22 protein-coding genes and 1 pseudogene are annotated in these 19,389 nt (G+C 62.3%); 1 reads left to right on the top strand and 22 read right to left on the bottom strand.

Annotated elements, in window-relative coordinates; genetic code table 11:
- Positions 1–10: 10 nt before the first annotated feature.
- Together nuoG and VCK47_RS00220 are read right to left on the bottom strand one after the other, a co-directional pair.
- On the bottom strand, positions 11–2,029 hold the full coding sequence (nuoG, locus tag VCK47_RS00225) for an NADH-quinone oxidoreductase subunit NuoG (protein ID WP_322892073.1): 2,019 nt from the start codon (positions 2,027–2,029) through the stop codon (positions 11–13).
- Positions 2,030–2,164: 135 nt separating this feature from the next.
- The gene (locus VCK47_RS00220; protein WP_322892072.1) at positions 2,165–2,572 is read right to left on the bottom strand and encodes a DUF5333 domain-containing protein; all 408 of its coding nucleotides are present in this window, start codon (positions 2,570–2,572) and stop codon (positions 2,165–2,167) included.
- Positions 2,573–3,041: 469 nt separating this feature from the next.
- Between VCK47_RS00220 and VCK47_RS00215 the strand changes: the two genes are divergently transcribed.
- Positions 3,042–3,590 (top strand): hypothetical protein, encoded by a 549-nt coding sequence (locus VCK47_RS00215; RefSeq protein ID WP_322892071.1) that lies wholly within the window; start codon positions 3,042–3,044, stop codon positions 3,588–3,590.
- Between the two features lie 77 nt (positions 3,591–3,667).
- Here VCK47_RS00215 and VCK47_RS00210 read toward each other — a convergent pair whose 3' ends face one another.
- The 20 genes and pseudogenes from VCK47_RS00210 to VCK47_RS00115 form a co-directional block, all read right to left on the bottom strand.
- The gene (locus VCK47_RS00210; protein ID WP_322892070.1) at positions 3,668–4,210 is read right to left on the bottom strand and encodes a hypothetical protein; all 543 of its coding nucleotides are present in this window, start codon (positions 4,208–4,210) and stop codon (positions 3,668–3,670) included.
- A 255-nt stretch (positions 4,211–4,465) separates the two neighbouring features.
- Positions 4,466–4,876: a hypothetical protein gene (locus tag VCK47_RS00205; RefSeq protein ID WP_322892069.1), complete on the bottom strand. Its 411-nt coding sequence runs from the start codon at positions 4,874–4,876 to the stop codon at positions 4,466–4,468.
- The gene (nuoF, locus tag VCK47_RS00200) at positions 4,873–6,159 is read right to left on the bottom strand and encodes an NADH-quinone oxidoreductase subunit NuoF (protein ID WP_322892068.1); all 1,287 of its coding nucleotides are present in this window, start codon (positions 6,157–6,159) and stop codon (positions 4,873–4,875) included. The genes VCK47_RS00205 and nuoF overlap by 4 nt, the downstream gene beginning before the upstream one ends.
- The gene (locus VCK47_RS00195) at positions 6,159–6,389 is read right to left on the bottom strand and encodes a DUF5337 domain-containing protein (RefSeq protein WP_322892067.1); all 231 of its coding nucleotides are present in this window, start codon (positions 6,387–6,389) and stop codon (positions 6,159–6,161) included. The genes nuoF and VCK47_RS00195 overlap by 1 nt, the downstream gene beginning before the upstream one ends.
- Positions 6,390–6,397: 8 nt before the next feature.
- Complete coding sequence (locus tag VCK47_RS00190) at positions 6,398–7,048, bottom strand: NADH:ubiquinone oxidoreductase (protein ID WP_322892066.1); 651 nt, start codon at positions 7,046–7,048, stop codon at positions 6,398–6,400.
- 185 nt (positions 7,049–7,233) lie between these two features.
- Positions 7,234–8,151 (bottom strand): annotated as a pseudogene (gene nuoE, locus VCK47_RS00185) (NADH-quinone oxidoreductase subunit NuoE); the annotation flags it as partial.
- A 117-nt stretch (positions 8,152–8,268) separates the two neighbouring features.
- Positions 8,269–8,607 carry a hypothetical protein gene (locus VCK47_RS00180; RefSeq protein ID WP_322892065.1) on the bottom strand — a complete coding sequence of 113 codons (339 nt, stop codon included), beginning with the start codon at positions 8,605–8,607 and terminating at the stop codon, positions 8,269–8,271.
- 41 nt (positions 8,608–8,648) lie between these two features.
- On the bottom strand, positions 8,649–8,945 hold the full coding sequence (locus VCK47_RS00175; RefSeq protein WP_322892064.1) for a hypothetical protein: 297 nt from the start codon (positions 8,943–8,945) through the stop codon (positions 8,649–8,651).
- 13 nt (positions 8,946–8,958) lie between these two features.
- Positions 8,959–9,174 carry a hypothetical protein gene (locus VCK47_RS00170; protein ID WP_322892063.1) on the bottom strand — a complete coding sequence of 72 codons (216 nt, stop codon included), beginning with the start codon at positions 9,172–9,174 and terminating at the stop codon, positions 8,959–8,961.
- On the bottom strand, positions 9,171–10,409 hold the full coding sequence (locus VCK47_RS00165; RefSeq protein WP_322892062.1) for an NADH-quinone oxidoreductase subunit D: 1,239 nt from the start codon (positions 10,407–10,409) through the stop codon (positions 9,171–9,173). Before VCK47_RS00165 ends, VCK47_RS00170 begins: the two co-directional genes overlap by 4 nt.
- On the bottom strand, positions 10,406–11,302 hold the full coding sequence (locus tag VCK47_RS00160; RefSeq protein WP_322892061.1) for a sulfotransferase: 897 nt from the start codon (positions 11,300–11,302) through the stop codon (positions 10,406–10,408). Before VCK47_RS00160 ends, VCK47_RS00165 begins: the two co-directional genes overlap by 4 nt.
- Entirely contained in the window at positions 11,302–11,916 is a 615-nt protein-coding gene (locus VCK47_RS00155) for an NADH-quinone oxidoreductase subunit C (RefSeq protein WP_322892060.1), read from the bottom strand. The genes VCK47_RS00160 and VCK47_RS00155 overlap by 1 nt, the downstream gene beginning before the upstream one ends.
- Before the next feature lie 11 nt (positions 11,917–11,927).
- Positions 11,928–12,458: a NuoB/complex I 20 kDa subunit family protein gene (locus VCK47_RS00150; RefSeq protein ID WP_026352491.1), complete on the bottom strand. Its 531-nt coding sequence runs from the start codon at positions 12,456–12,458 to the stop codon at positions 11,928–11,930.
- Complete coding sequence (locus VCK47_RS00145) at positions 12,449–12,781, bottom strand: NADH-quinone oxidoreductase subunit A (RefSeq protein ID WP_416236658.1); 333 nt, start codon at positions 12,779–12,781, stop codon at positions 12,449–12,451. The genes VCK47_RS00150 and VCK47_RS00145 overlap by 10 nt, the downstream gene beginning before the upstream one ends.
- A gap of 150 nt (positions 12,782–12,931) precedes the next feature.
- Positions 12,932–13,855 carry a hypothetical protein gene (locus VCK47_RS00140; RefSeq protein ID WP_322892058.1) on the bottom strand — a complete coding sequence of 308 codons (924 nt, stop codon included), beginning with the start codon at positions 13,853–13,855 and terminating at the stop codon, positions 12,932–12,934.
- A gap of 70 nt (positions 13,856–13,925) precedes the next feature.
- A complete protein-coding gene (locus tag VCK47_RS00135; RefSeq protein WP_322892057.1) occupies positions 13,926–14,705 on the bottom strand; it encodes a crotonase/enoyl-CoA hydratase family protein in 780 nt (259 codons plus the stop codon).
- Positions 14,702–15,559: a hydroxymethylglutaryl-CoA lyase gene (locus VCK47_RS00130; protein ID WP_322892056.1), complete on the bottom strand. Its 858-nt coding sequence runs from the start codon at positions 15,557–15,559 to the stop codon at positions 14,702–14,704. The genes VCK47_RS00135 and VCK47_RS00130 overlap by 4 nt, the downstream gene beginning before the upstream one ends.
- Positions 15,560–15,637: 78 nt before the next feature.
- The gene (locus tag VCK47_RS00125) at positions 15,638–17,548 is read right to left on the bottom strand and encodes an acetyl/propionyl/methylcrotonyl-CoA carboxylase subunit alpha (protein ID WP_322892055.1); all 1,911 of its coding nucleotides are present in this window, start codon (positions 17,546–17,548) and stop codon (positions 15,638–15,640) included.
- On the bottom strand, positions 17,548–19,110 hold the full coding sequence (locus tag VCK47_RS00120) for a carboxyl transferase domain-containing protein (RefSeq protein WP_322892054.1): 1,563 nt from the start codon (positions 19,108–19,110) through the stop codon (positions 17,548–17,550). The genes VCK47_RS00125 and VCK47_RS00120 overlap by 1 nt, the downstream gene beginning before the upstream one ends.
- Positions 19,107–19,388: a hypothetical protein gene (locus VCK47_RS00115; RefSeq protein WP_322892053.1), complete on the bottom strand. Its 282-nt coding sequence runs from the start codon at positions 19,386–19,388 to the stop codon at positions 19,107–19,109. The genes VCK47_RS00120 and VCK47_RS00115 overlap by 4 nt, the downstream gene beginning before the upstream one ends.
- Position 19,389 lies beyond the last annotated feature (1 nt).

The raw sequence follows: 19,389 nt of genomic DNA, 5'->3' as shown, positions 1-19,389 counted from the left end.
GGTGTCGTCCTTATTCCGCAGCCAGAGGTGCGGCTTTGCGTGCCTTGGCGTTGGCGCTCAGTTCGGCCATCAGGCTGGATGCGCGCGCAATCGGGTTGGTCAGGTAGAAATCGCTGACAGCCAGCACGAAATCGGCCTTGCCGGGTTTTGCCAGCGGCAGTGGCTGCCAGTCGTTTTCTACCACCTCGTCAAGGGCTGCCAGATGCGGATGGGCTGCCACCAGCGCCTGACGCAGTTGCGCAAGACTGTCGTAGGGCAAAGTCGCGCCCAGTTCAGCCGACAAGGCGCGCAGGATCGCCCAGTTTTCCTTGGCCTCGCCCGGCGGGAAACTGGCGCGCAGCGCAAGCTGTGGCCGCCCTTCGGTGTTCACGAACAGGCCGTTTTCTTCGGTATAGGCGGCAGCAGGCAGGATGATATCGGCGCGATGCGCGCCGCGGTCGCCGTGGCTGCCCTGATAGATCACGAAAGCACCCGGTTTGATGTCGATCTCGTCGGCACCCATGTTGTAGATGACTTCGGCCCCGTCCAATGCGGCGTCCATCCCACCTTCGGTGACAGCACCCACATCCATTGCACCGACACGGCCAGCGGCGGTGTGCAGCACAAGGAAGCGCGATTTGGTCTTGTCTGCCAGCGCCATCGCCTGAGACAGCACGGCCTCGCCATCGGCTTCACGCAGGGCGCCCATGCCGATGATGACAAGGCTGTCCATCTCGGTGACTTTGCCCATGTCCTTGGCGGCTGTATCGACCAGCGCCTGACGGTCGGTGCCGACATGCACGACATCATAGGTCAGATCGACATTCGGCCCGATCAAGCCGACCGTGGCGCCGCGCGCCCAGGCCTTGCGGATACGCGCGTTCAGCACGGGGGCTTCGTTACGCGGATCAGTCCCGATCAGCTGGATCATCTGCGCCGTGTCGATATCCTCGATTGCGGCGGTGCCGACATAGGCGGACCGGTTGCCGATGGGCAGTTTCGCACCATCGGTGCGGCATTCGACATTCCCGCCCTGCCCCTCGATCAACTGCTTCAGCGCAAAGGCGGCCTCGGCCGGAGCCAGATCACCGACCAAGCCTGCAACCTTCTTGCCCTTCATCGCGGCGGCGACAGCAGCCAGCGCCTCTGGCCATGTGGCTTTACGCAGTTTTCCGGCCTCGCGAATGTAAGGCGTGTCCAACCGCTGCTTGCGCAGGCCGTCCCAGACGAAACGCGTCTTGTCGGAAATCCATTCCTCGTTCACGCCGTCATGGTTGCGCGGCAGAAAGCGCATCACTTCGCGGCCCTTGGTATCAACGCGGATATTGGACCCCAGCGCATCCATCACGTCGATGGATTCGGTCTTGGTCAGTTCCCAAGGCCGCGCGGTAAAGGAGTAAGGCTTGGACACAAGCGCACCCACGGGGCACAGGTCGATGATATTGCCTTGCAGGTTGCTGTCGAGCGTTTCGCCCAGATAGCTTGTGATCTCTGCATCCTCGCCACGGCCGGTCTGGCCCATCTGGCTGATGCCCGCGACCTCTGTCGTGAAACGCACACAGCGGGTGCAGGAAATGCAGCGCGTCATGTGGGTTTCGACCAGCGGGCCAAGGTTCAGATCCTCGGTCGCGCGCTTGGGTTCGCGGTAGCGGGAAAAATCGACGCCATAGGCCATCGCCTGATCCTGCAGATCGCATTCGCCGCCTTGGTCGCAGATCGGGCAATCCAGCGGGTGGTTGATCAGCAGGAATTCTATCACGCCCTCGCGGGCCTTTTTCACCATCGGGCTGTTGGTTTTCACCACGGGTGGCGCACCATCGGGGCCGGGCCGCAGGTCCTTGACCTGCATCGCGCAAGAGGCGGCGGGTTTCGGCGGGCCGCCCACAACCTCGACCAGACACATGCGGCAGTTGCCGGCGATGGTCAGGCGTTCGTGATAACAGAACCGAGGGATTTCGATGCCTGCGATTTCGCAGGCCTGGATCAGGGTCATTGCCCCATCCACCTCGACCTCGTTTCCATCGATGATGACTTTGCGCAGATCAGACATGGCGTGCCTTCTTGTTCCCGTCGCGCCATGTGCCGCATTAGGGGTAGGCGCGTTGGGGGCGTTCTAACGCGCAAGTCCACCTGACGCCAGTGCGAACGGCAAAAAAGACCGCAATTTGTGATCGCTGACCTGCGGTCAGCGCAGAAGCCAGCCAACGCGTGTATTTGCAGCAATTTGCGCCTGCCCGACCGCGCAATAGCTGGCCGGATCATCCGTGACTGCCCCCAGCGAAGCAAGCTGCGCACGCGCGATACCTTCCAGCCGCCGCTTTTCGGCGCGGTCGTCGATATAGGCGTCGATCTCGGCGTCGCTGTAGCCCAGATCGCGGGCGGTGGTGCGCAGGGATTGCAGATAGGTGATGCCGCGAATGGTGCGCGCGCGGATACTGTCGCAATTCTGCGAAATCTCATAGGCGATGCCCACGTCGATGATGCCGTCACGCACCGCTGCTTCGTCTTTCAACGCGGATTGCGCCGACAGCGTGCCCGCAAAGCTGACGGTCGCCAGCAACACCACCATGATTGCTATTGTTGTTCTTGTCATTGTCATGCCTCTTGCTTGGGCGCTCGGAACGGCACCCTTGGGCAACAGATTGCGCCAAGGGACGCGTTATTCAATATCAACACACCGCGAGCGGGGATTTTCCGCGCATGAAGGACACCACTGTGGCCTGAATGTTCCCAAGCGGGTCGCCTGAACCATGTGGTGCGGCGAATGACTGTCGCGCGCAACAAGGCGATTTTGGCTACAGGCGCAGTCCTGTGCACGGCCCGAACCCGCATTCGCGCAATGATTGTAGTTCTAAATACAGCATTACTTTGGGGCGTTCTTTTCAAAGTAGTAACGGAATTCGGATAACCATATGAAAGTATCGACCGAACACCCAAAATAGGCTAACTCTCGAATGCCGCAGCTCGTTTTTGTTTGAGCCAGAGCGGCTGCAGACGCCGGACCTTCAGTGTCGAGAGGCTCAATTTTTAACTGTCTTGCGGTTTTTTGAAGATGGAACGTTATGAGTATCAAGCCAGTTTCCAAGAGTATCCAGCTTGAGCCGCATCATAAGGTCGATGTGGTCGCAAAGCTGAAAGTCCTGCGACGTGCCACGCGTGCGGTGATGCAGCGCTATGAGGGCGAACAAAATCTTTCCGGCGACGAGTCGGCCATTTACGATCATCTGACCTTGTCCATGGTCGTCCTGAATACCGTCAGTGATCATCTCGCCAAATCAGATACGTTGCACAAGACATGGGATCGCTTTGCGCTCGGGTCCGATTTTGATCTGAGGCTGATTCCGCTTTTGCAGCAAAACGGACAAGACGAGCTGTGGGTCGAATATTTCGAATGTCGCCAGCCCAAAGATTTTCTGGTTTTGATTGCCGGAGAAACCGCAGAACAGCCTGTCGAGGTTGCCCCTGTTATCCGCCCGCGAAAGGTGCGTGCGCGTCATGCCTCAAGCGTGACGATGCCGTCTCAGGAAGCGACAAGAAAGAAGATCATGCAAATGATCCGCCAGCGGATTCTCGCGGGGGATGCTGCGGTCGACAAAACCGACCACAGCTAGGGGCCAGCGCGACGGGCCTGCCGTGATCCGCGACCCAGTTAATCACAGCGCTCTTTCATGAGCGCGCAAGCTTCGCGTCAGCGCGCGCGCAGTTCGAACCTTATCGCTTCAGGCGTCACCTCGGCGCTGCCAATGATCCAACGGCGGTCCGGGTCAAGACCTGTCGGGAAGGACATGCGCGACATTAAATCGCCGACACCGGTGCTGAGACTGTCGCGGATCGCCTCTGCCAGGTCACTGTCGGCAGATTCACCACGCGGGACCGGCGCAATGCCGTCAACAGCGACCAGCCGGAAGGTCAGTGCACCGTTTTCCACCCGCCAGTACCCTAACGGCACCATCCCGAAAAACGCGATGTCTGGCGGTGGATAGTCCCCTGACCGCGGGTCAAAGAACCGCGCCTGCCCTGCGATCCCGAGGCCCGCCTCATGGACGAACCGCAACTCTGTGAAGCGGGTCTTTTCGGGGAAATCAACGTCGCGGCTTTCGGCAAGGGTTCTTGCAAGCGCCGCGTCCAGTTCGGCCCGCGTGACGTCGATATAGGTGCCCTGCGCCGCTGTCTGCGCGGCGCAGCTGGCAAACAGCGACAGGCCGATCAGCGCAACAAGGCCAGCGAACATTTTGAACATCATCTGTCGATATCGCCTTACCATGCCAAACGCGCAGCCCTCAGGATCGAAGATACACGCTCGGATCTACCTGCCAAGTCGGAACACGCAGAACCTGGCAAGATCCGCTTTTCGCATCCGGCAATCCGACGGCAGGGGTCCGCGCCGCAAACCGACCTGTGACGAAGCCTTTTGCAACGGGATTGGCAAGAAAAAAGGCCGCGCCGGGGCGCGACCTTTTCAAAAGCGTCACGAATTGTCAGCAGATCAGACCGGCACCAGCATCGCGCTCAGCGCGGAACCTTCCAGCACTTCGGCATCGGCGGCGGGGCACAGATCGGAGCCCGTCATCTCGACCCCGTGCTTGACGCCGAAACTGCGCTGGATCACGTCGGTTTCCAGCTCGATCGCATTGCGCTGCGAATTGGCGGAGAGCGACCCGCGCCCCAGTTCGTTGCGGCGCTCGTTCATCAGGGAATCAAGCTCCGCGTCATAGCGGTAGCGCGCGCAGTTCTGCGCGACCCGCGTGGCAAGGGTCAGCGTCGCGTAATACTCGGGCGTCGGCATGTTCAGCAGGCGCTGCACGGCAGGATCGCTAAGTTCACGCGCGGGGCCGGAGCCTGTCGCACAGGCGGCCAGCGTCAGCGCCGCCCCCATCATCAAACCCCGGATCATCATTCTGCTGCCATCCCCGCGATACGTTTATGTTTGATCCGGTCCTCGATCTCGTCCCGGAAATTCTTGATCAACCCTTGGATCGGCCAGGCGGCGGCGTCACCCAATGCGCAGATCGTATGGCCTTCGACTTGTTTTGTCACGTCCAACAGCATGTCGATTTCGTCCACGGATGCATTGCCTTCGACCAGACGCGCCATCACGCGCATCATCCAGCCCGTGCCTTCGCGGCAAGGGGTGCACTGGCCGCAGCTTTCGTGCTTGTAGAATTTCGAAAGCCGCCAGATCGCCTTGATCATATCGGTGGAATTGTCCATCACGATGACCGCCGCGGTGCCAAGCGAGGAACCCTTTTCCTTGAGCGCGTCGAAATCCATGATCGCGTCGCGCATGTTTTCACCGCGCACGCAGGGCACGGATGACCCGCCGGGGATCACGGCCTTGAGGTTGTTCCAGCCGCCACGGATGCCGCCGCAATGCTTTTCGATCAGCTCTTCGAAGGGAATCGACATTTCCTCTTCGACGACACAGGGGTTGTTCACATGGCCCGAGATCGCGAAAAGCTTGGTGCCCGCGTTGTTCGGGCGGCCAAAACCGCTGAACCACGCGCCGCCACGGCGCAGGATCGTCGGCACCACGGCGATGGATTCGACGTTGTTCACCGTTGTCGGGCAGCCATAAAGGCCCGCACCGGCCGGAAACGGCGGTTTCATCCGCGGCATGCCCTTTTTGCCTTCAAGGCTTTCGAGCAGCGCGGTTTCTTCACCGCAGATATAGGCCCCTGCCCCGTGGGTCAGATAGATGTCGAAATCCCAGCCAGATTTGCAGGCGTTCTTGCCCACCAACCCTGCGGCATAGGCTTCGTCGATGGCAGCCTGCAGCGCCTCTTTCTCGCGGATATATTCGCCGCGGATGTAGATATAGCAGGCATGGGCATTCATCGCGAAAGACGCGATCAGGCAGCCTTCGACCAGCGTATGCGGGTCGTGGCGCATGATCTCGCGGTCCTTGCAGGTGCCCGGTTCGGATTCGTCGGCATTGACCACCAGATAGGACGGGCGACCGTCGCTTTCCTTGGGCATGAAGGACCATTTCAGACCCGTGGGGAAACCCGCACCACCACGCCCGCGCAGACCGGAGGCTTTCATCTCGGTGATGATCCAGTCGCGGCCTTTCTTGATGATGTCAGCCGTGCCATCCCAATGGCCGCGCGCCTGTGCGCCTTTCAGCGTGCGGTCGTGCATCCCGTAGAGGTTGGTGAAAATCCGGTCTTGATCCTTGAGCATCAGTTCTCGCCTTTGTCGTTCCGGCGCGTACGCCAGAGTTGAAATGTCTGCCACAGCGCAAAGCCGAATCCGGCCAGCGCTGCAAGGTCAAATACGGCGCGCGTCCGGTTGGACCAGCCGTATTCGGACCCGATCATGGTGGCCAACATCCAGAGAACACCAACGGCGGCGACCGTCAACGCGACGCGTTGTCCGGCCTTCGCCTCTGATGTGTCACCGTGCCTTGCCATGCCGATCTTTATACGCCTGCGGCCATCGTCTTGGCCTGCGCAACCCAGTTATCACGGCTGGCGCGGCCCTTGAAGCCAGCGAGGTTGTCATCCATCCACGCAAGCTCATCAGGGCCCCAAGCGGCGATCTGGTCGAAATGGAAAATGCCCATGCCATGCAGCGTCTGTTCCAGCTTTGGCCCAACACCGCTGATCAGCTTGAGATCATCGGGGCGGTTGTCGCGAGCGGCAGCCAGGACAGGCGGCTTCTTGCCGGGGCTTGGCGTCACAGGCGGGGCGGGCGTGGGCTGTGTCGGGGTGACTTCGGCCTCGGTCGTGACCTGCTGCATACCTTCTTCCTCGGCGACAGCTTTGCGTTCGGCTTCGGCCTCGTGGCCGGGGGCGGCATCGCGCACGGCGGCGGCGGCAGGTGTGGCAGGGGCGGCTTTTGTCATATCGACCGTTTCACTGCCCTTGGAATGGGCGGCATCGGGATCGTTGCGCGCCGGACGCCAGCCAAGCGCCAGCGCAACGGCCGCGACTCCCGACACGATGACGGCCACGAAAACGGACCCGTTCAAGCCCAGGTCGTAGAGCACATAGGAAACGCCCAGTGCGACAACAAAGACAAGGCCCGCAATCGCGGCGATCCCCATCCAGATCGGTGCAGTGTTGTTCATCTTCTCAATTCTCCCTTCAGGTGGTCCGTCATGCAATTCTGCATCTGCTGGTCCGTTTCTGCGTCAAATGACCACAGCACGGGCTATCCTGCAACTTCTACCTGAAATGGCGGCTTTGCGTAAATTTTTTGTGCAAGTTGCCCGTTCTTGCCACTGTCACCTCGCCAAAGCGCCTATTCGGAGGGCTTTTTCGGGGTGCGCTTGGCGCGCGGTTTTTTCTCGACCGCCTTTTCCTCGGCCCCTGCCAGTTCGGGGTTGGACTTGGACACGGGCCGCCCCTTGGACGCGGCTTGCGCTTCTTGTTTGGTCACACCGCTGGCATCGGCAGGCACATCTGCGGACGGTTTGGGGTCCTTGCGGGCTTTGGTGGCGGCGGGTTTTTTGGGCTTTGCCGCATCCGTGATCCAAGGCGTCAACAACGGGACTTCGGTCCCGTCGATCCGCTTCACCGTGTCGCCGATATCGACAGCGGCCTGCACGCTTGCGTTATACTGCGCCTTGCCGGATGTGAAATCCTTCAGCGAGGTCAGCCCGCTCTTGGGTTCCGCCGCAAAGCGGCCATTCTGCGGCCCCGGTGTCGGCACACGGCCTGCGGCCAGTTCGTCGATGATCTCGCTCAGGCGTTCGGCGGTCAGGTCTTCGTAGTAATCCTTGCCGATCTGGGCCATCGGCGCATTGGCGCAGGACCCGAGGCATTCCACCTCTTCCCACGAAAACTTGCCATCCGCCGACAAGGCATGCGCCTTGGGGGCGATCTTGTCCTTGCAGACGCCGATCAGATCCTCGGCCCCGCAGATCATGCACGACAATGTGCCACAGACCTGAATATGAGCGACCGAGCCCACGGGCTGCAGCTGGAACATGAAATAAAACGACGCGACTTCAAGCGCGCGGATATAGGCCATGTCCAGCATCTGGGCGACATATTCGATCGCGGGCCGTGTCAGCCAGCCTTCCTGTTCCTGCGCACGCCAAAGCAGCGGAATGATCGCCGAGGCCTGACGGCCTTCGGGGAACTTCTTCATCTGCGCCTTGGCCCAAGCGAGGTTGGCATCGGTGAAGGCAAAGGTTGCGGGCTGGTCGTGATAAAGGCGGCGTAGCATCAGGTCATCCCTGTCATCGTGGCAGCGCCGACGGGCGGCGCAGGGCGGCGGGACGCATCCCGCCGGAGTTCAGCCCACCCATTAGCACAAGCACCACGGCGGGCAAGGCGTTTGCGATCAGATACAAGCGCCTGTCGTCACACGGAACGACCGGCCATCAGCCCCGATCTCGCCCCGGCCTTCGGCGCGCAATTCGGTCATGATGCGGGCCACGTCCTGTTGGGACAGGGTGGCACTTGCCAGCACGGTCTGGGTGTTTGCGGTCGTCAGTTCACAGCCGTTCGCGGTGACGGCGGCGATGAACCGGTCCTTGGCCGATCCGGGGTTGACCACGGGCGGCAGCGGCGGTGGCGGGGCAACGGTCGCCACGGGGCGTGGCGCGGGTGCGGGCATGGCCATCGGATAGGCGCAGGCCGACAGGCCGACGAAAGCAACAAGGGAAAGCTGGCGGATCATGGTTTTATCCTTTTATTTCGTGGCTTTGACGGATCGCGCCATCAGCCGCAGTCAGGGTGGTTCAGGCGAAACGTCATCGTTCCGCGTTGCATGGTCACGTCACCGCGCGCTTCAAGCGCGGCAACAGCGGCGGAAAATTCCTGCGTGGTCAGCCCTGCGGCAGTCTCGGCACGCCCGCCCGACAGGATCGGGTTGATCGCACAGTCCATATCTAGGAACACCTGCGTCACACGGGCGACATGCGCCTCTGATGCAGAGGCGACAAGCGCCGCACTGGGCGGTGCAGGTTCACCGCATGCCGCAAGCGTCACCAGCCCCACCCCTGCGATCCGCCACATCGTCACGTTCCTTTTATTCGGCAACCTCAGCCGGATCTTCGACAACCACGGGTGCCGATCCCATGATCTCGGTCAACCCATAACTCAACACTGCAACGGACAAGGCAATCCCCGCAACGCCGCCAAAAACGATACCGGCGACAGGCCGCCGAAACCAGCGCGACACCGCCGCCGACAGGAAAAAGCCGACCGCGACAACCGCGCCAAGGACGACCTGTTCCATGGTCATCGGTCGATTTCCCCGAACACAACGTCCAGCGTGCCGATGATCGCTGCCACATCGGCCAACTGATGGCCGGTGGCGATATGATCCATCGCCTGCAGATGCAGATAGCCCGGCGCGCGCAGCTTGGCGCGGTAGGGCTTGTTGGTGCCATCGGCCACCAGATAGACGCCGAATTCGCCCTTGGGAGCCTCGACCGCGGCATAAACCTCGCCCGCGGGGACGTGGAACCCTTCGGTGTAGAGCTTGAAATGATGGATCAAGGCTTCCATCGATGTTTTCATCTCACCGCGTGTGGGCGGTGTCATCTTGCCGCGCGCCATGACATCGCCCTTTTCCACCCGCAGCTTGGCGCAGGCTTGGCGGATGATATGGGTGGACTGGCGCATTTCCTCCATCCGGCACAGGAAACGGTCGTAACAATCGCCATTCTTGCCGACCGGCACCTGGAATTCGAATTCGTCATAGCATTCATAGGGCTGCGCACGGCGCAAATCCCACGCCAGCCCCGAACCGCGCACCATGACGCCGGAAAAGCCCCAGTCCTGAATGTCCTGTTCGGTCACAACGCCGATGTCGCAGTTGCGCTGTTTGAAAATGCGGTTCTCAGCCAGCAGGCTGTTGATGTCGTCCAGCACGGTCGGGAAGGTCACAGCCCAGGCATCCATATCCTCGATCAACTGGTCGGGCAGGTCCTGATGCACGCCACCCGGGCGGAAATAGGCAGCATGCAAACGCGCCCCGCAAGCGCGTTCGTAAAACACCATCAGCTTTTCACGTTCCTCGAACCCCCACAGCGGCGGGGTCAGCGCGCCGACATCCATCGCCTGGGTGGTGACGTTCATCAGATGGTTCAGGATGCGGCCAATTTCGGAATAGAGCACACGAATCAGACTGGCGCGGCGCGGCACGACAGTGCCGGTGAGCTTTTCGATGGCCAGACACCAGGCATGTTCCTGATTCATCGGCGACACATAGTCCAGCCGGTCGAAATAAGGCAGGTTCTGCAGATAGGTCCGGCTTTCCATCAGCTTTTCGGTGCCACGGTGCAGCAGGCCGATATGCGGATCGCAACGTTCGACAATCTCGCCGTCAAGCTCCAGCACCAGCCGCAACACGCCGTGGGCCGCAGGGTGCTGCGGGCCGAAGTTGATGTTGAAGTTGCGGATCTTCTGTTCGCCGGTCAGCGCGTCGGTTGACCCGTCGTCATAGGTGTTCACGCGGATATCGCCGTCCATCATGCTGTCATCCTTACACAATTGTTCTGCCAGTTCGCTGGCAAGGGGCCGACGTTGCGCGCGACCCAGTCATATTGTTCAAAAAGCAGTTTTTGCGCACGCGGGCGCAGCTTTTCAAGCATCCCCACAGGCTGACCATCATGCACCGCCTGCGGCGGCACTTCGACCGGCCCGATCCCCAGAAAGGCACAGACCCGCGCCAGACCTTCAGCCGTCAGCAGCGTTTCCGCGAAGGCCACCAGCAGCCGGTCGGCAGGCACCACGCGGCGCAGCTTGCGGATCACGCCCGCATAATCCCCGCGCGCGAGGATATGTGCCTCTTCCCCACGGTTCAACATCCGGTAAAGGATGTTGTTCGCCTTCTTTTCATAGACCTCATGGCTTTGCCGCTGGCGGCGTGCCTGCATGCGGATATGCGACCACAGCCGGTCAAGCGGATCACGGATCAGGTAGATCACCTTGGTCAGAGGCGCGGCCTTGACCATCCGGTCCAGCATCGCATCTGGCAAGGTGGCGTAATTGGGGGTCATGTCGGCATATAGCCGCGCCGCGCCCCGCCCTGTCGCCAGCCACGCCAGATAGGCGGCGTCATCGCTGCGGTCAGCGGCCAGCACGTCAATCAGCCCGGTCATATCCGCGATCCGCCGGTCGAGGTTGCGCACCTGCCAGCCACGATCTTCGGCCTCTGCCACGGCTTTGGCTGTGCGCAGTTCTTGCAGGCGCAGCGCGAAGGCGGCCAGCTGCTTGTCACGGTCAGGGGCGGCGAATGTGTCCCAGTAATGCGCCTCTTTCACTGCGGGCAGCGCGCAATCGGGATGATCGTGCAGCAAACGGTAAAACCACGACGTTCCCGCCTTGGTCGCACCGACGCAGTAAAGGATGGCTGGGTCCGGCACTAGCCTTTGGCCTCCGGCTTGGTCTTTTCATCACCGGGCAGGACGTATTTCGCGCCTTCCCAAGGGGACATGAAATCGAACTGCCGGTATTCCTGCACAAGGCTGACGGGTTCGTAAACGACCCGCTTTTGCACCTCGTCATAGCGGACTTCGGTATAACCCGTTGTCGGGAAATCCTTGCGCAACGGATGCCCGCGAAAGCCGTAGTCTGTCAGGATGCGGCGCAAGTCGGGATGGCCGGAAAACAGGATGCCGAACATGTCAAAGACTTCGCGTTCAAACCAGTTGGCCGACGGATGCACCCCGATGATCGACGGCATCATATCCTGTTCACGGATCTGGACCCGCACGCGGATGCGCTGGTTCTGATACATGCTCAGGAAATGGTAGATAACGTCGAACCGCTTGGCGCGGCTGGGGTAATCCACCGCTGTGATATCCACGAGAGAGGAGAACAGACAATTCGCATCGGTCTTGAGGAATTCCACAAAACTGACCAGCGACGATGGTGCCACGGTCACGGTCAGTTCGTCATGGGCGACATCCCATGACTGGACGCAATCGGTGCGCTTGAGGTCCAGATGCGCGCCCAGTTCTTGCAAGGCTTCGGTCATGTGTCGTTCCTTCAGCGCGTGATGGTGCCGGTGCGGCGCATCTTGCGCTGCAACTGCAGGATACCGTAAAGCAGCGCCTCTGCCGTGGGCGGACAACCGGGCACATAGATATCGACCGGCACGATCCGGTCGCAGCCGCGCACCACCGAATAGCTATAGTGGTAATAGCCGCCGCCATTGGCACAGGACCCCATCGAGATCACATAGCGCGGCTCGGGCATCTGGTCATAGACCTTGCGCAACGCGGGTGCCATCTTGTTGGTCAGCGTGCCCGCGACGATCATCAGGTCGGACTGGCGCGGGGATGCGCGCGGCGCGGTGCCGAACCGTTCCAGATCATAGCGCGGCATCGAGGTGTGCATCATTTCCACCGCACAGCAGGCCAGACCAAAGGTCATCCAGTGCAAGCTGCCGGTGCGTGCCCAGTTGATGATATCGGCGGTGCTGGTCACAAGGAAACCCTTGTCCTGCAATTCCGCGTTCAGCAGTTGCGCGCCATGTTCCTTGTCGGCCCCTACGGCCGTTCCGGTCATCACTCCCATTCGAGCGCCCCTTTCTTCCATTCATAGGCAAAGCCGATCGTCAGCACGCCAAGGAAAATCATCATCGACCAGAAGGCCGTCATGCTGATGTCCCCAAAGGCCACGGCCCATGGAAACAGGAACGCGACTTCCAGATCGAAGATGATGAACAGGATCGACACAAGATAGAACCGCACGTCGAATTTCATGCGCGCATCGTCGAACGCGTTGAACCCGCATTCATAGGCCGACACTTTTTCGGGGTCAGGGTTGCGCACGGCAATCACGGCTGCCGCGATGATCAAAAGCAAGCCCAGCCCAATGGCGAGGCCCAGAAAAATCATGATCGGCAAATAGTTGGACACGATATCAGGCAAGGTGCGTTCCTTTCAAAAAGGCGCATCGTCCGGCGCGCCCTTCGTTGGCTACCCGCTCCATACCGCTGCACCCTGCAAGGGTCAACCGAGTGCGGTGTCGCAGCAGCGTGACCTGCGCTATTTCGCGCGGTCGGCCAAAGGCGCTGACGGGGACAGAACAAGCCCTGCAAGCGACAGAAAGGATGCGCCATGCGCAAGGCCATTCGCACGCTCGCCCGCGCCGGTGATGATGTCGGCTGTTTCCTGCAGGGCGTCCCCCTGCTGGTCGGTCAGCCAGTACTGCAGATACATGCCAAGCGTGAAATCCCCCGGCATGTCCGACACGGTGACACGGCATCCTGACGCCGCGGTCTGAAACCGCAGGGCCGTGACCGTGACAGCACCACACGGCAAGACCAGCAGCACGTCATGAAGGCCGGGCTCTGCCTGCAACACCTTGGCCGCCACACGTACCACCAAGGGCTGGTCAGGATGTGCCGGATCGGCCATCTGCGCGGATGCGACAGCCACCTCGAACATGCCTTGCGCATCGGCCTGCCCCGTCAGAATACGGCCTCTGCGGGTCTGTGGCTGCAAGGCGTAATGCCGCTGCGCCACCGCAGCAGAACAAGGCAGGTCGGTTTGCGATTGCAGGCGCAGGCGCACCGCAGGGCCGAGATGGACCAACACCCGGATCACCTGCCCCAGCAGCGCCATCACTACCACGGCCCCGCCCACGGCAAGGGCGGTTGCCAGCATCAGTGCCGCCTGCGCATGCTCGACCGGAACCACCCCGGCGAGCCCTTGCACCCACGGCAATACCACAACGAGCCCTGTCAGCGACAGCGACAAGGCCAGCGTTTCATGCGCGACATTGGGCAAAAGGCAGATATGCAGCGTCACCAGACAGGCAACAGCCAGAATGGCCACACTGCCCAACACAGGCGGCACGCCCGACGCCATAATCACCGCGGCGGGGAGCAAGACGCAAAGCGCCCAGAGCCGCCGCAACCGCCACAGCCGGTAGGTCATCTGTTCCGCATCGGGCCATTCAAAGGGCATGGGCATCTCTCCTGCCCCGCCAATAGACCCGCCAATTCCGCCTAAACTGCGACCGAAATCGGACCTTTCGTCAGGTCAAACCCGGCCATTGTGGCGAACGTTTGTCGAAAAACGCCGATATCCCCTCGGCCGCCTCGTCCCCGTCCCAACAGGCGACCAGCGCATCGATGGACCGCGCGATCGTCGCCTCGTCGATCACCGGACCCAAGGATCGGGCAAAGGCCTTGGCCGCGGCCACCGCCTTTGGCCCGCAGGACATATAGGGCGCAACCTCGACTTCAATCGCGTCGTCCAGTGCGGCAGGCGGCACGGCACGCGCGAGAATGTCCAGCGCCACAGCCTCCTCCGCCCCAAAAACCCGCCCCGACATGAACACCCGCCGCGCCTTGGCCTCGCCCATACGCGCCAGCACATAGGGGCCGATAGTCGCGGGAATCAGGCCCAGCCGCGTTTCGGTCAGCCCGAATCTGGCCGCCTCCACCCCGATCGCCACATCGCAGACACAGGCCAGCCCGACCCCGCCACCAAAGGCATTGCCATGGATGCGCCCGATCAGCGGCTGCGGCAAGGTATTGAGCGCCCCCAGCATCCGCGCCAGCGATGTCGCCGCCGCCCGCCGCGTGGGGGTATCCGCCGCAATCTGGTCACGCATCCAGCCCAGATCACCCCCTGCGCAAAACGTCGGCCCCTCTGCCGCCAGCACAACGACACGAATGCGCCGGTCCGCCGCGATCCTTGCGGCTGTCTGCGTCAGTGCGTCGATCATCGCCTGCGACAGCGCATTATGCTTGTCCGCGCGCGCCAGCGTCAGCGTCGCCACCCCGCGCGCATCCACCACCAGATCGATCATCGCATCCTCCTTGCCAGTGCTGCGGCCTCGGCGATGACCGCCGCGTCGATGCCGGTCTCGAACCCTGCGCCATGCAACAGGTCCAGCACTTTTTCCGTCGCTATATTCCCGGGTGCCCCCGGCGCATAAGGACAGCCGCCAAGCCCGCCCACCGCCGAATCGAACGCGCGCAGGCCTTTGTCGAGCGCGGTTTCGATATTGGACAGCGCCTGCCCGCCCGTATCATGAAAATGACCTGCAAGCTCTGCTGCCGGAACGATCTCCAGCACCGCATCGAGCATGGCGGCGACCGTCGCGGGCGTGCCTTTGCCAATCGTATCGCCCAGCGACAGTGGCATCGGTGCAAGCCCGCGCAGCAGGGCCGCGACCTTTGCCACCGCCTCGGGTGCAACCCGTCCGTCAAAGGGGCAATCCGTCACGCATGAAATATAGCCGCGCAAGCCCACGCCCGCCGCCTGCGCCGCTGCCACAACCGGGACCAGCCGTTCCACCGATTCTGCCACCGAACAATTCAGATTGCTGTGCGAAAACCCTTCGGAGGCGGCGACAAACACCGCCACCTCATAGACCACCCCCGGCACACGCGCCGCCATGAACCCGTCCCAGCCGCGCATATTGGGCACGAGCACGCCATACCGCACCCCCGCCACCGGCAGGATCCCCGCCATGACCTGCGGGGTGTCGGCCATCTGCGGCACCCATTTGGGGCTGACGAAACTGCCGATCTCGATATCGCACAGCCCTGATCGGCCCAGAAGGTCGATCAGCGCCACTTTTTCGGCCACCGGAATGATGCGCTTTTCGTTCTGCAACCCGTCACGCGGGCCGACCTCATGCAATCTGACGAATGTCACCGACACCCCCATCGTTCGAGCCCAAATACCCCGGGGGAGCACCGGACAACGTCCGGGGCGGGGGCAGCGCCCCCTGCGTCAGATCGGGGCAAGGGCCACCATCAGATCGCCTGCCGCGACCTGATCCCCCGGCTTTACGGACACACTGGCGACCACACCATCACGCGGTGCACGCAGCACATGTTCCATCTTCATCGCCTCCAGCACGATGATCCGGTCGCCTTGCACGACATGATCGCCCTCCTGCACGGCAACTTCGCGCACCAGCCCCGGCATGGGTGCCAGCACCACGTCACCACCTGCGACATCGGACCCCCGTGCCAGCGGATCGACGATGCTGAACGTGATTGTCTGCGCGCCAAAGACACTGACTTGCCGCACCCCGTGCCGCAGCGCCCGTGCACCCCAAACGGCCCCATGCCGCCGCAGAGTGACCTGCGCCCTCGCCACATCGGCGGTAACATTGTCGGGGCCAAGCACCTGCAAGCGCACCTCATGCACCGCGTCGCCCTGCCCCAGCACGATCCGCCGCACCAGCGGTTCCCAGAGCGTAAAGCCAACAAGCGGCCCTTGCGGAATATCCGCCGCGACCACCGCCGCCACAGCAATCGCCTGCGCATCCGGCACCGGTGCCGCGCAAAGCCTGTCCTGCCCGCGCGCGATCAGGCCGGTATCAACCTCACCCGCCACAAATTCCGTATCGCGGGCAAGCAGGCGCAGGAAATCAAGGTTCGTGACCGTTCCCGCCACCTCGGTCGCGTCCATGGCGGCCTGCAGCTTGCGCAAAGCGCTCGCGCGGTCTGGCCCATGCACCGTGACTTTGGCGATCATCGGATCGTACCACGGCGAGATCTCGGACCCTGCGACGACACCGCTGTCGATCCGTGCGCCGTCAGGAAACGCCAGATGGTCGAGCCTGCCTGTCGCGGGCAGAAACCCCGCCGGCACGTCCTCGGCATAAAGCCGCGCCTCGAACGCATGGCCGCTGATCGCCAACTGATCCTGCCGCAAGGGCAGCGGTTCACCCGCCGCGACGCGCAATTGCCATTCCACCAGATCGACGCCGGTGATCGCCTCGGTCACCGGATGTTCCACCTGCAGCCGCGTGTTCATTTCCATGAACCAGAAGCCGTCCGGCCGCAGCCCTCCTGCGCCATCAACGATGAATTCGATGGTGCCCGCACCGGCATAGCCGATGGCCTTGGCCGCCGTCACCGCCGCCTGCCCCATGGCTTCGCGCAGCTCCGGCGTCATGCCCGGGGCGGGCGCTTCCTCGATCACCTTCTGGTGGCGGCGTTGCAACGAACAATCCCGCTCGAACAGATGCACGGCGTCAGTGCCGTCACCGAACACCTGCACCTCGATATGGCGCGGGGTGGTGATGTATTTCTCGATCAAGACGGCGGGGTTGCCGAAAGCGTTGCGCGCCTCGGCCTGCGCCGATGCCAGCGATTCTGCAAAATCGGCAGGCTTTTCAACCAGCCGCATCCCCTTGCCGCCGCCGCCCGCCACGGCCTTGATCAGCACCGGATAGCCGATTTTCGCAGCCTCTTGTGCCAGAAACGCCCCATCCTGTTCCGCGCCATGATAGCCCGGAACGACCGGCACGCCTGCCTTGACCATCAGCGCCTTGGCCGCATCCTTCAGCCCCATCGCGCGGATCGCATCTGCCGAGGGGCCGATGAACACCAGCCCCGCCTGCGTCACCTGATCCACGAAATCGGGGTTTTCGGACAAAAACCCATAGCCCGGATGAATGGCTTGCGCGCCTGTCTCCAGCGCGGCCCGCACGATCAGATCGCCGCGCAGATAGCTGTCCGCGACAGGCGCAGGCCCCAGCCTGACCGCCTGATCCGCCTGCTGCACATGCAGCGCGCCTGCATCGGCATCCGAATAAACCGCGACCGTGCGCACGCCCATCGCACGCGCTGTGCGAATGATACGGCAGGCAATCTCGCCCCTGTTGGCGATGAGGATCTTGGTAAACATCACATCCGGAACACGCCGAAACGTGTCTCCTCTATGGGCGCATTGCAGGCCGCAGCCAATGACAGCGCCAGCACTTCGCGCGATTTGCGCGGGTCGATGATGCCGTCATCCCACAGGCGGGCCGAGGCATAGAGAGGGTGGGACTGCTCGGTGAACATGTCAATCGTGGGCTGCTTGAAGGCAGCTTCTTCCTCTGCCGACCATTCACCGCCTGCCCGTTCAATCGCATCGCGTTTTACAGTCGCCAGCACACCTGCGGCCTGTTCGCCGCCCATCACGCTGATCCGGCTGGTGGGCCAAGACCACATGAAATGGGGGCTGTAAGCCCTTCCGGCCATGCCATAATTCCCCGCCCCGAACGATCCGCCCACGACCATCGTGATCTTCGGCACCTTCGTTGTGGCCACCGCTGTGACCATCTTGGCACCATGCCGCGCGATGCCTTCGTTCTCGTATTTCTGGCCCACCATGAAGCCGGTGATATTTTGCAGGAACACCAAAGGGATGCGCCGCTGGCTGCACAGTTCCACGAAATGCGCGCCCTTTTGCGCGCTTTCCGAAAACAGCACCCCGTTGTTGGCCACGATCCCGCAAGGCCAGCCGTCGATATGGGCAAAGCCCGTGACCAGCGTTTCGCCGAACCGCGCCTTGAATTCATCAAAGCGTGATCCGTCCACGATGCGGCGGATCACCTCGCGGATGTCGTAAGGCGTGCGCAGGTCTGCGGGGATCGCGTCGAACAAAGTCGCCGGATCAAGTGCAGGAGGTTCGGACGCCAAGCGATTGACGTTGCACACATTTCGTACCTCGCATGACGCGACCGCCTGCCGTGCCAGCGCCAGCGCATGAGCGTCATCTTCGGCCAGATAATCGGCGACACCGGACAGGCGGGTATGCACATCGCCGCCGCCCAAAGCCTCGGCACTGACCACTTCACCTGTCGCGGCCTTCACAAGCGGCGGGCCCGCCAGAAAGATCGTGCCTTGGTCGCGGACAATGATCGACACATCGGCCATGGCGGGCACATAGGCCCCGCCTGCGGTGCAAGACCCCATGACCACGGCGATTTGCGGAATGCCCAGCGCGGACATCTGCGCCTGGTTATAAAAGATGCGCCCGAAATGGTCGCGGTCGGGAAAGACCTCGTCCTGATTGGGCAGGTTGGCACCACCGCTGTCGACCAGATAGACGCAGGGAAGACGGCAGGCTTGGGCAATCTCTTGCGCGCGCAGGTGCTTTTTCACCGTCATAGGGTAATAGGTGCCGCCCTTTACGGTGGCGTCGTTGCACACGACCATGACCTGTACGCCACCCACCAGCCCCACGCCCGCGATCACGCCCGCGCAGGGGGCAGCGCCGTCGTAAAGCCCGTGCGCAGCCGTCGCGCCGATTTCCAGAAACGGCGAGCCGGGGTCGAGCAGGCCCGCCACACGGTCGCGCGGCAGCATCTTACCACGGGCGATATGACGGTCGCGCGCGACCTGCCCGCCGCCCAAGGCGGCGGCGGCTGCGGCATCACGCACCTGCGCAAGGGCTGCTTCATGCAAAGCGCGGTCGGTCATGTGGCGGGTCCTTGGGGTGGGGGCAGCGCCTCTCCGCGCGGGCCGACATAGAAGGTTGTGGTCAGCCCATTCGTGTTAGCGCAGTTGATGACCATCCGGATGGCAGGGTCAGGGTGGGTGGTGGCGGCACAATCGGTCAGGGCGGCGCCTTCGCCCGCCATGCCAAGGTAGGTCGCGGCATAGCGGTTGATGATATCCGTCTCGGACGGCAGTTGGCCCATGCGATAGCCGATGATGCCTGCCACCACGACCAGCCCCGCAAAGGGGATAAAGAGCATC

This window comes from Yoonia sp. 72 (assembly GCF_034652275.1).
Taxonomy (GTDB): domain Bacteria; phylum Pseudomonadota; class Alphaproteobacteria; order Rhodobacterales; family Rhodobacteraceae; genus Yoonia.
This window is presented reverse-complemented; position numbering and strand designations above follow the sequence as displayed.

What these genes read in the sequence shown, in the direction of transcription:
- nuoG (WP_322892073.1), bottom strand. Translation starts at nt 2,029, where the DNA reads ATGTCTGATCTGCGCAAAGTCATCATCGATGGAAACGAGGTCGAGGTG.
- VCK47_RS00220 (WP_322892072.1), bottom strand. Translation starts at nt 2,572, where the DNA reads ATGACAAGAACAACAATAGCAATCATGGTGGTGTTGCTGGCGACCGTC.
- VCK47_RS00215 (WP_322892071.1), top strand. Translation starts at nt 3,042, where the DNA reads ATGAGTATCAAGCCAGTTTCCAAGAGTATCCAGCTTGAGCCGCATCAT.
- VCK47_RS00210 (WP_322892070.1), bottom strand. Translation starts at nt 4,210, where the DNA reads ATGTTCGCTGGCCTTGTTGCGCTGATCGGCCTGTCGCTGTTTGCCAGC.
- VCK47_RS00205 (WP_322892069.1), bottom strand. Translation starts at nt 4,876, where the DNA reads ATGATGATCCGGGGTTTGATGATGGGGGCGGCGCTGACGCTGGCCGCC.
- nuoF (WP_322892068.1), bottom strand. Translation starts at nt 6,159, where the DNA reads ATGCTCAAGGATCAAGACCGGATTTTCACCAACCTCTACGGGATGCAC.
- VCK47_RS00195 (WP_322892067.1), bottom strand. Translation starts at nt 6,389, where the DNA reads ATGGCAAGGCACGGTGACACATCAGAGGCGAAGGCCGGACAACGCGTC.
- VCK47_RS00190 (WP_322892066.1), bottom strand. Translation starts at nt 7,048, where the DNA reads ATGAACAACACTGCACCGATCTGGATGGGGATCGCCGCGATTGCGGGC.
- VCK47_RS00180 (WP_322892065.1), bottom strand. Translation starts at nt 8,607, where the DNA reads ATGATCCGCCAGCTTTCCCTTGTTGCTTTCGTCGGCCTGTCGGCCTGC.
- VCK47_RS00175 (WP_322892064.1), bottom strand. Translation starts at nt 8,945, where the DNA reads ATGTGGCGGATCGCAGGGGTGGGGCTGGTGACGCTTGCGGCATGCGGT.
- VCK47_RS00170 (WP_322892063.1), bottom strand. Translation starts at nt 9,174, where the DNA reads ATGACCATGGAACAGGTCGTCCTTGGCGCGGTTGTCGCGGTCGGCTTT.
- VCK47_RS00165 (WP_322892062.1), bottom strand. Translation starts at nt 10,409, where the DNA reads ATGATGGACGGCGATATCCGCGTGAACACCTATGACGACGGGTCAACC.
- VCK47_RS00155 (WP_322892060.1), bottom strand. Translation starts at nt 11,916, where the DNA reads ATGACCGAAGCCTTGCAAGAACTGGGCGCGCATCTGGACCTCAAGCGC.
- VCK47_RS00150 (WP_026352491.1), bottom strand. Translation starts at nt 12,458, where the DNA reads ATGGGAGTGATGACCGGAACGGCCGTAGGGGCCGACAAGGAACATGGC.
- VCK47_RS00145 (WP_416236658.1), bottom strand. Translation starts at nt 12,781, where the DNA reads ATGATTTTTCTGGGCCTCGCCATTGGGCTGGGCTTGCTTTTGATCATC.
- VCK47_RS00140 (WP_322892058.1), bottom strand. Translation starts at nt 13,855, where the DNA reads ATGCCCTTTGAATGGCCCGATGCGGAACAGATGACCTACCGGCTGTGG.
- VCK47_RS00135 (WP_322892057.1), bottom strand. Translation starts at nt 14,705, where the DNA reads ATGATCGATCTGGTGGTGGATGCGCGCGGGGTGGCGACGCTGACGCTG.
- VCK47_RS00125 (WP_322892055.1), bottom strand. Translation starts at nt 17,548, where the DNA reads ATGTTTACCAAGATCCTCATCGCCAACAGGGGCGAGATTGCCTGCCGT.
- VCK47_RS00120 (WP_322892054.1), bottom strand. Translation starts at nt 19,110, where the DNA reads ATGACCGACCGCGCTTTGCATGAAGCAGCCCTTGCGCAGGTGCGTGAT.
- VCK47_RS00115 (WP_322892053.1), bottom strand. Translation starts at nt 19,388, where the DNA reads ATGCTCTTTATCCCCTTTGCGGGGCTGGTCGTGGTGGCAGGCATCATC.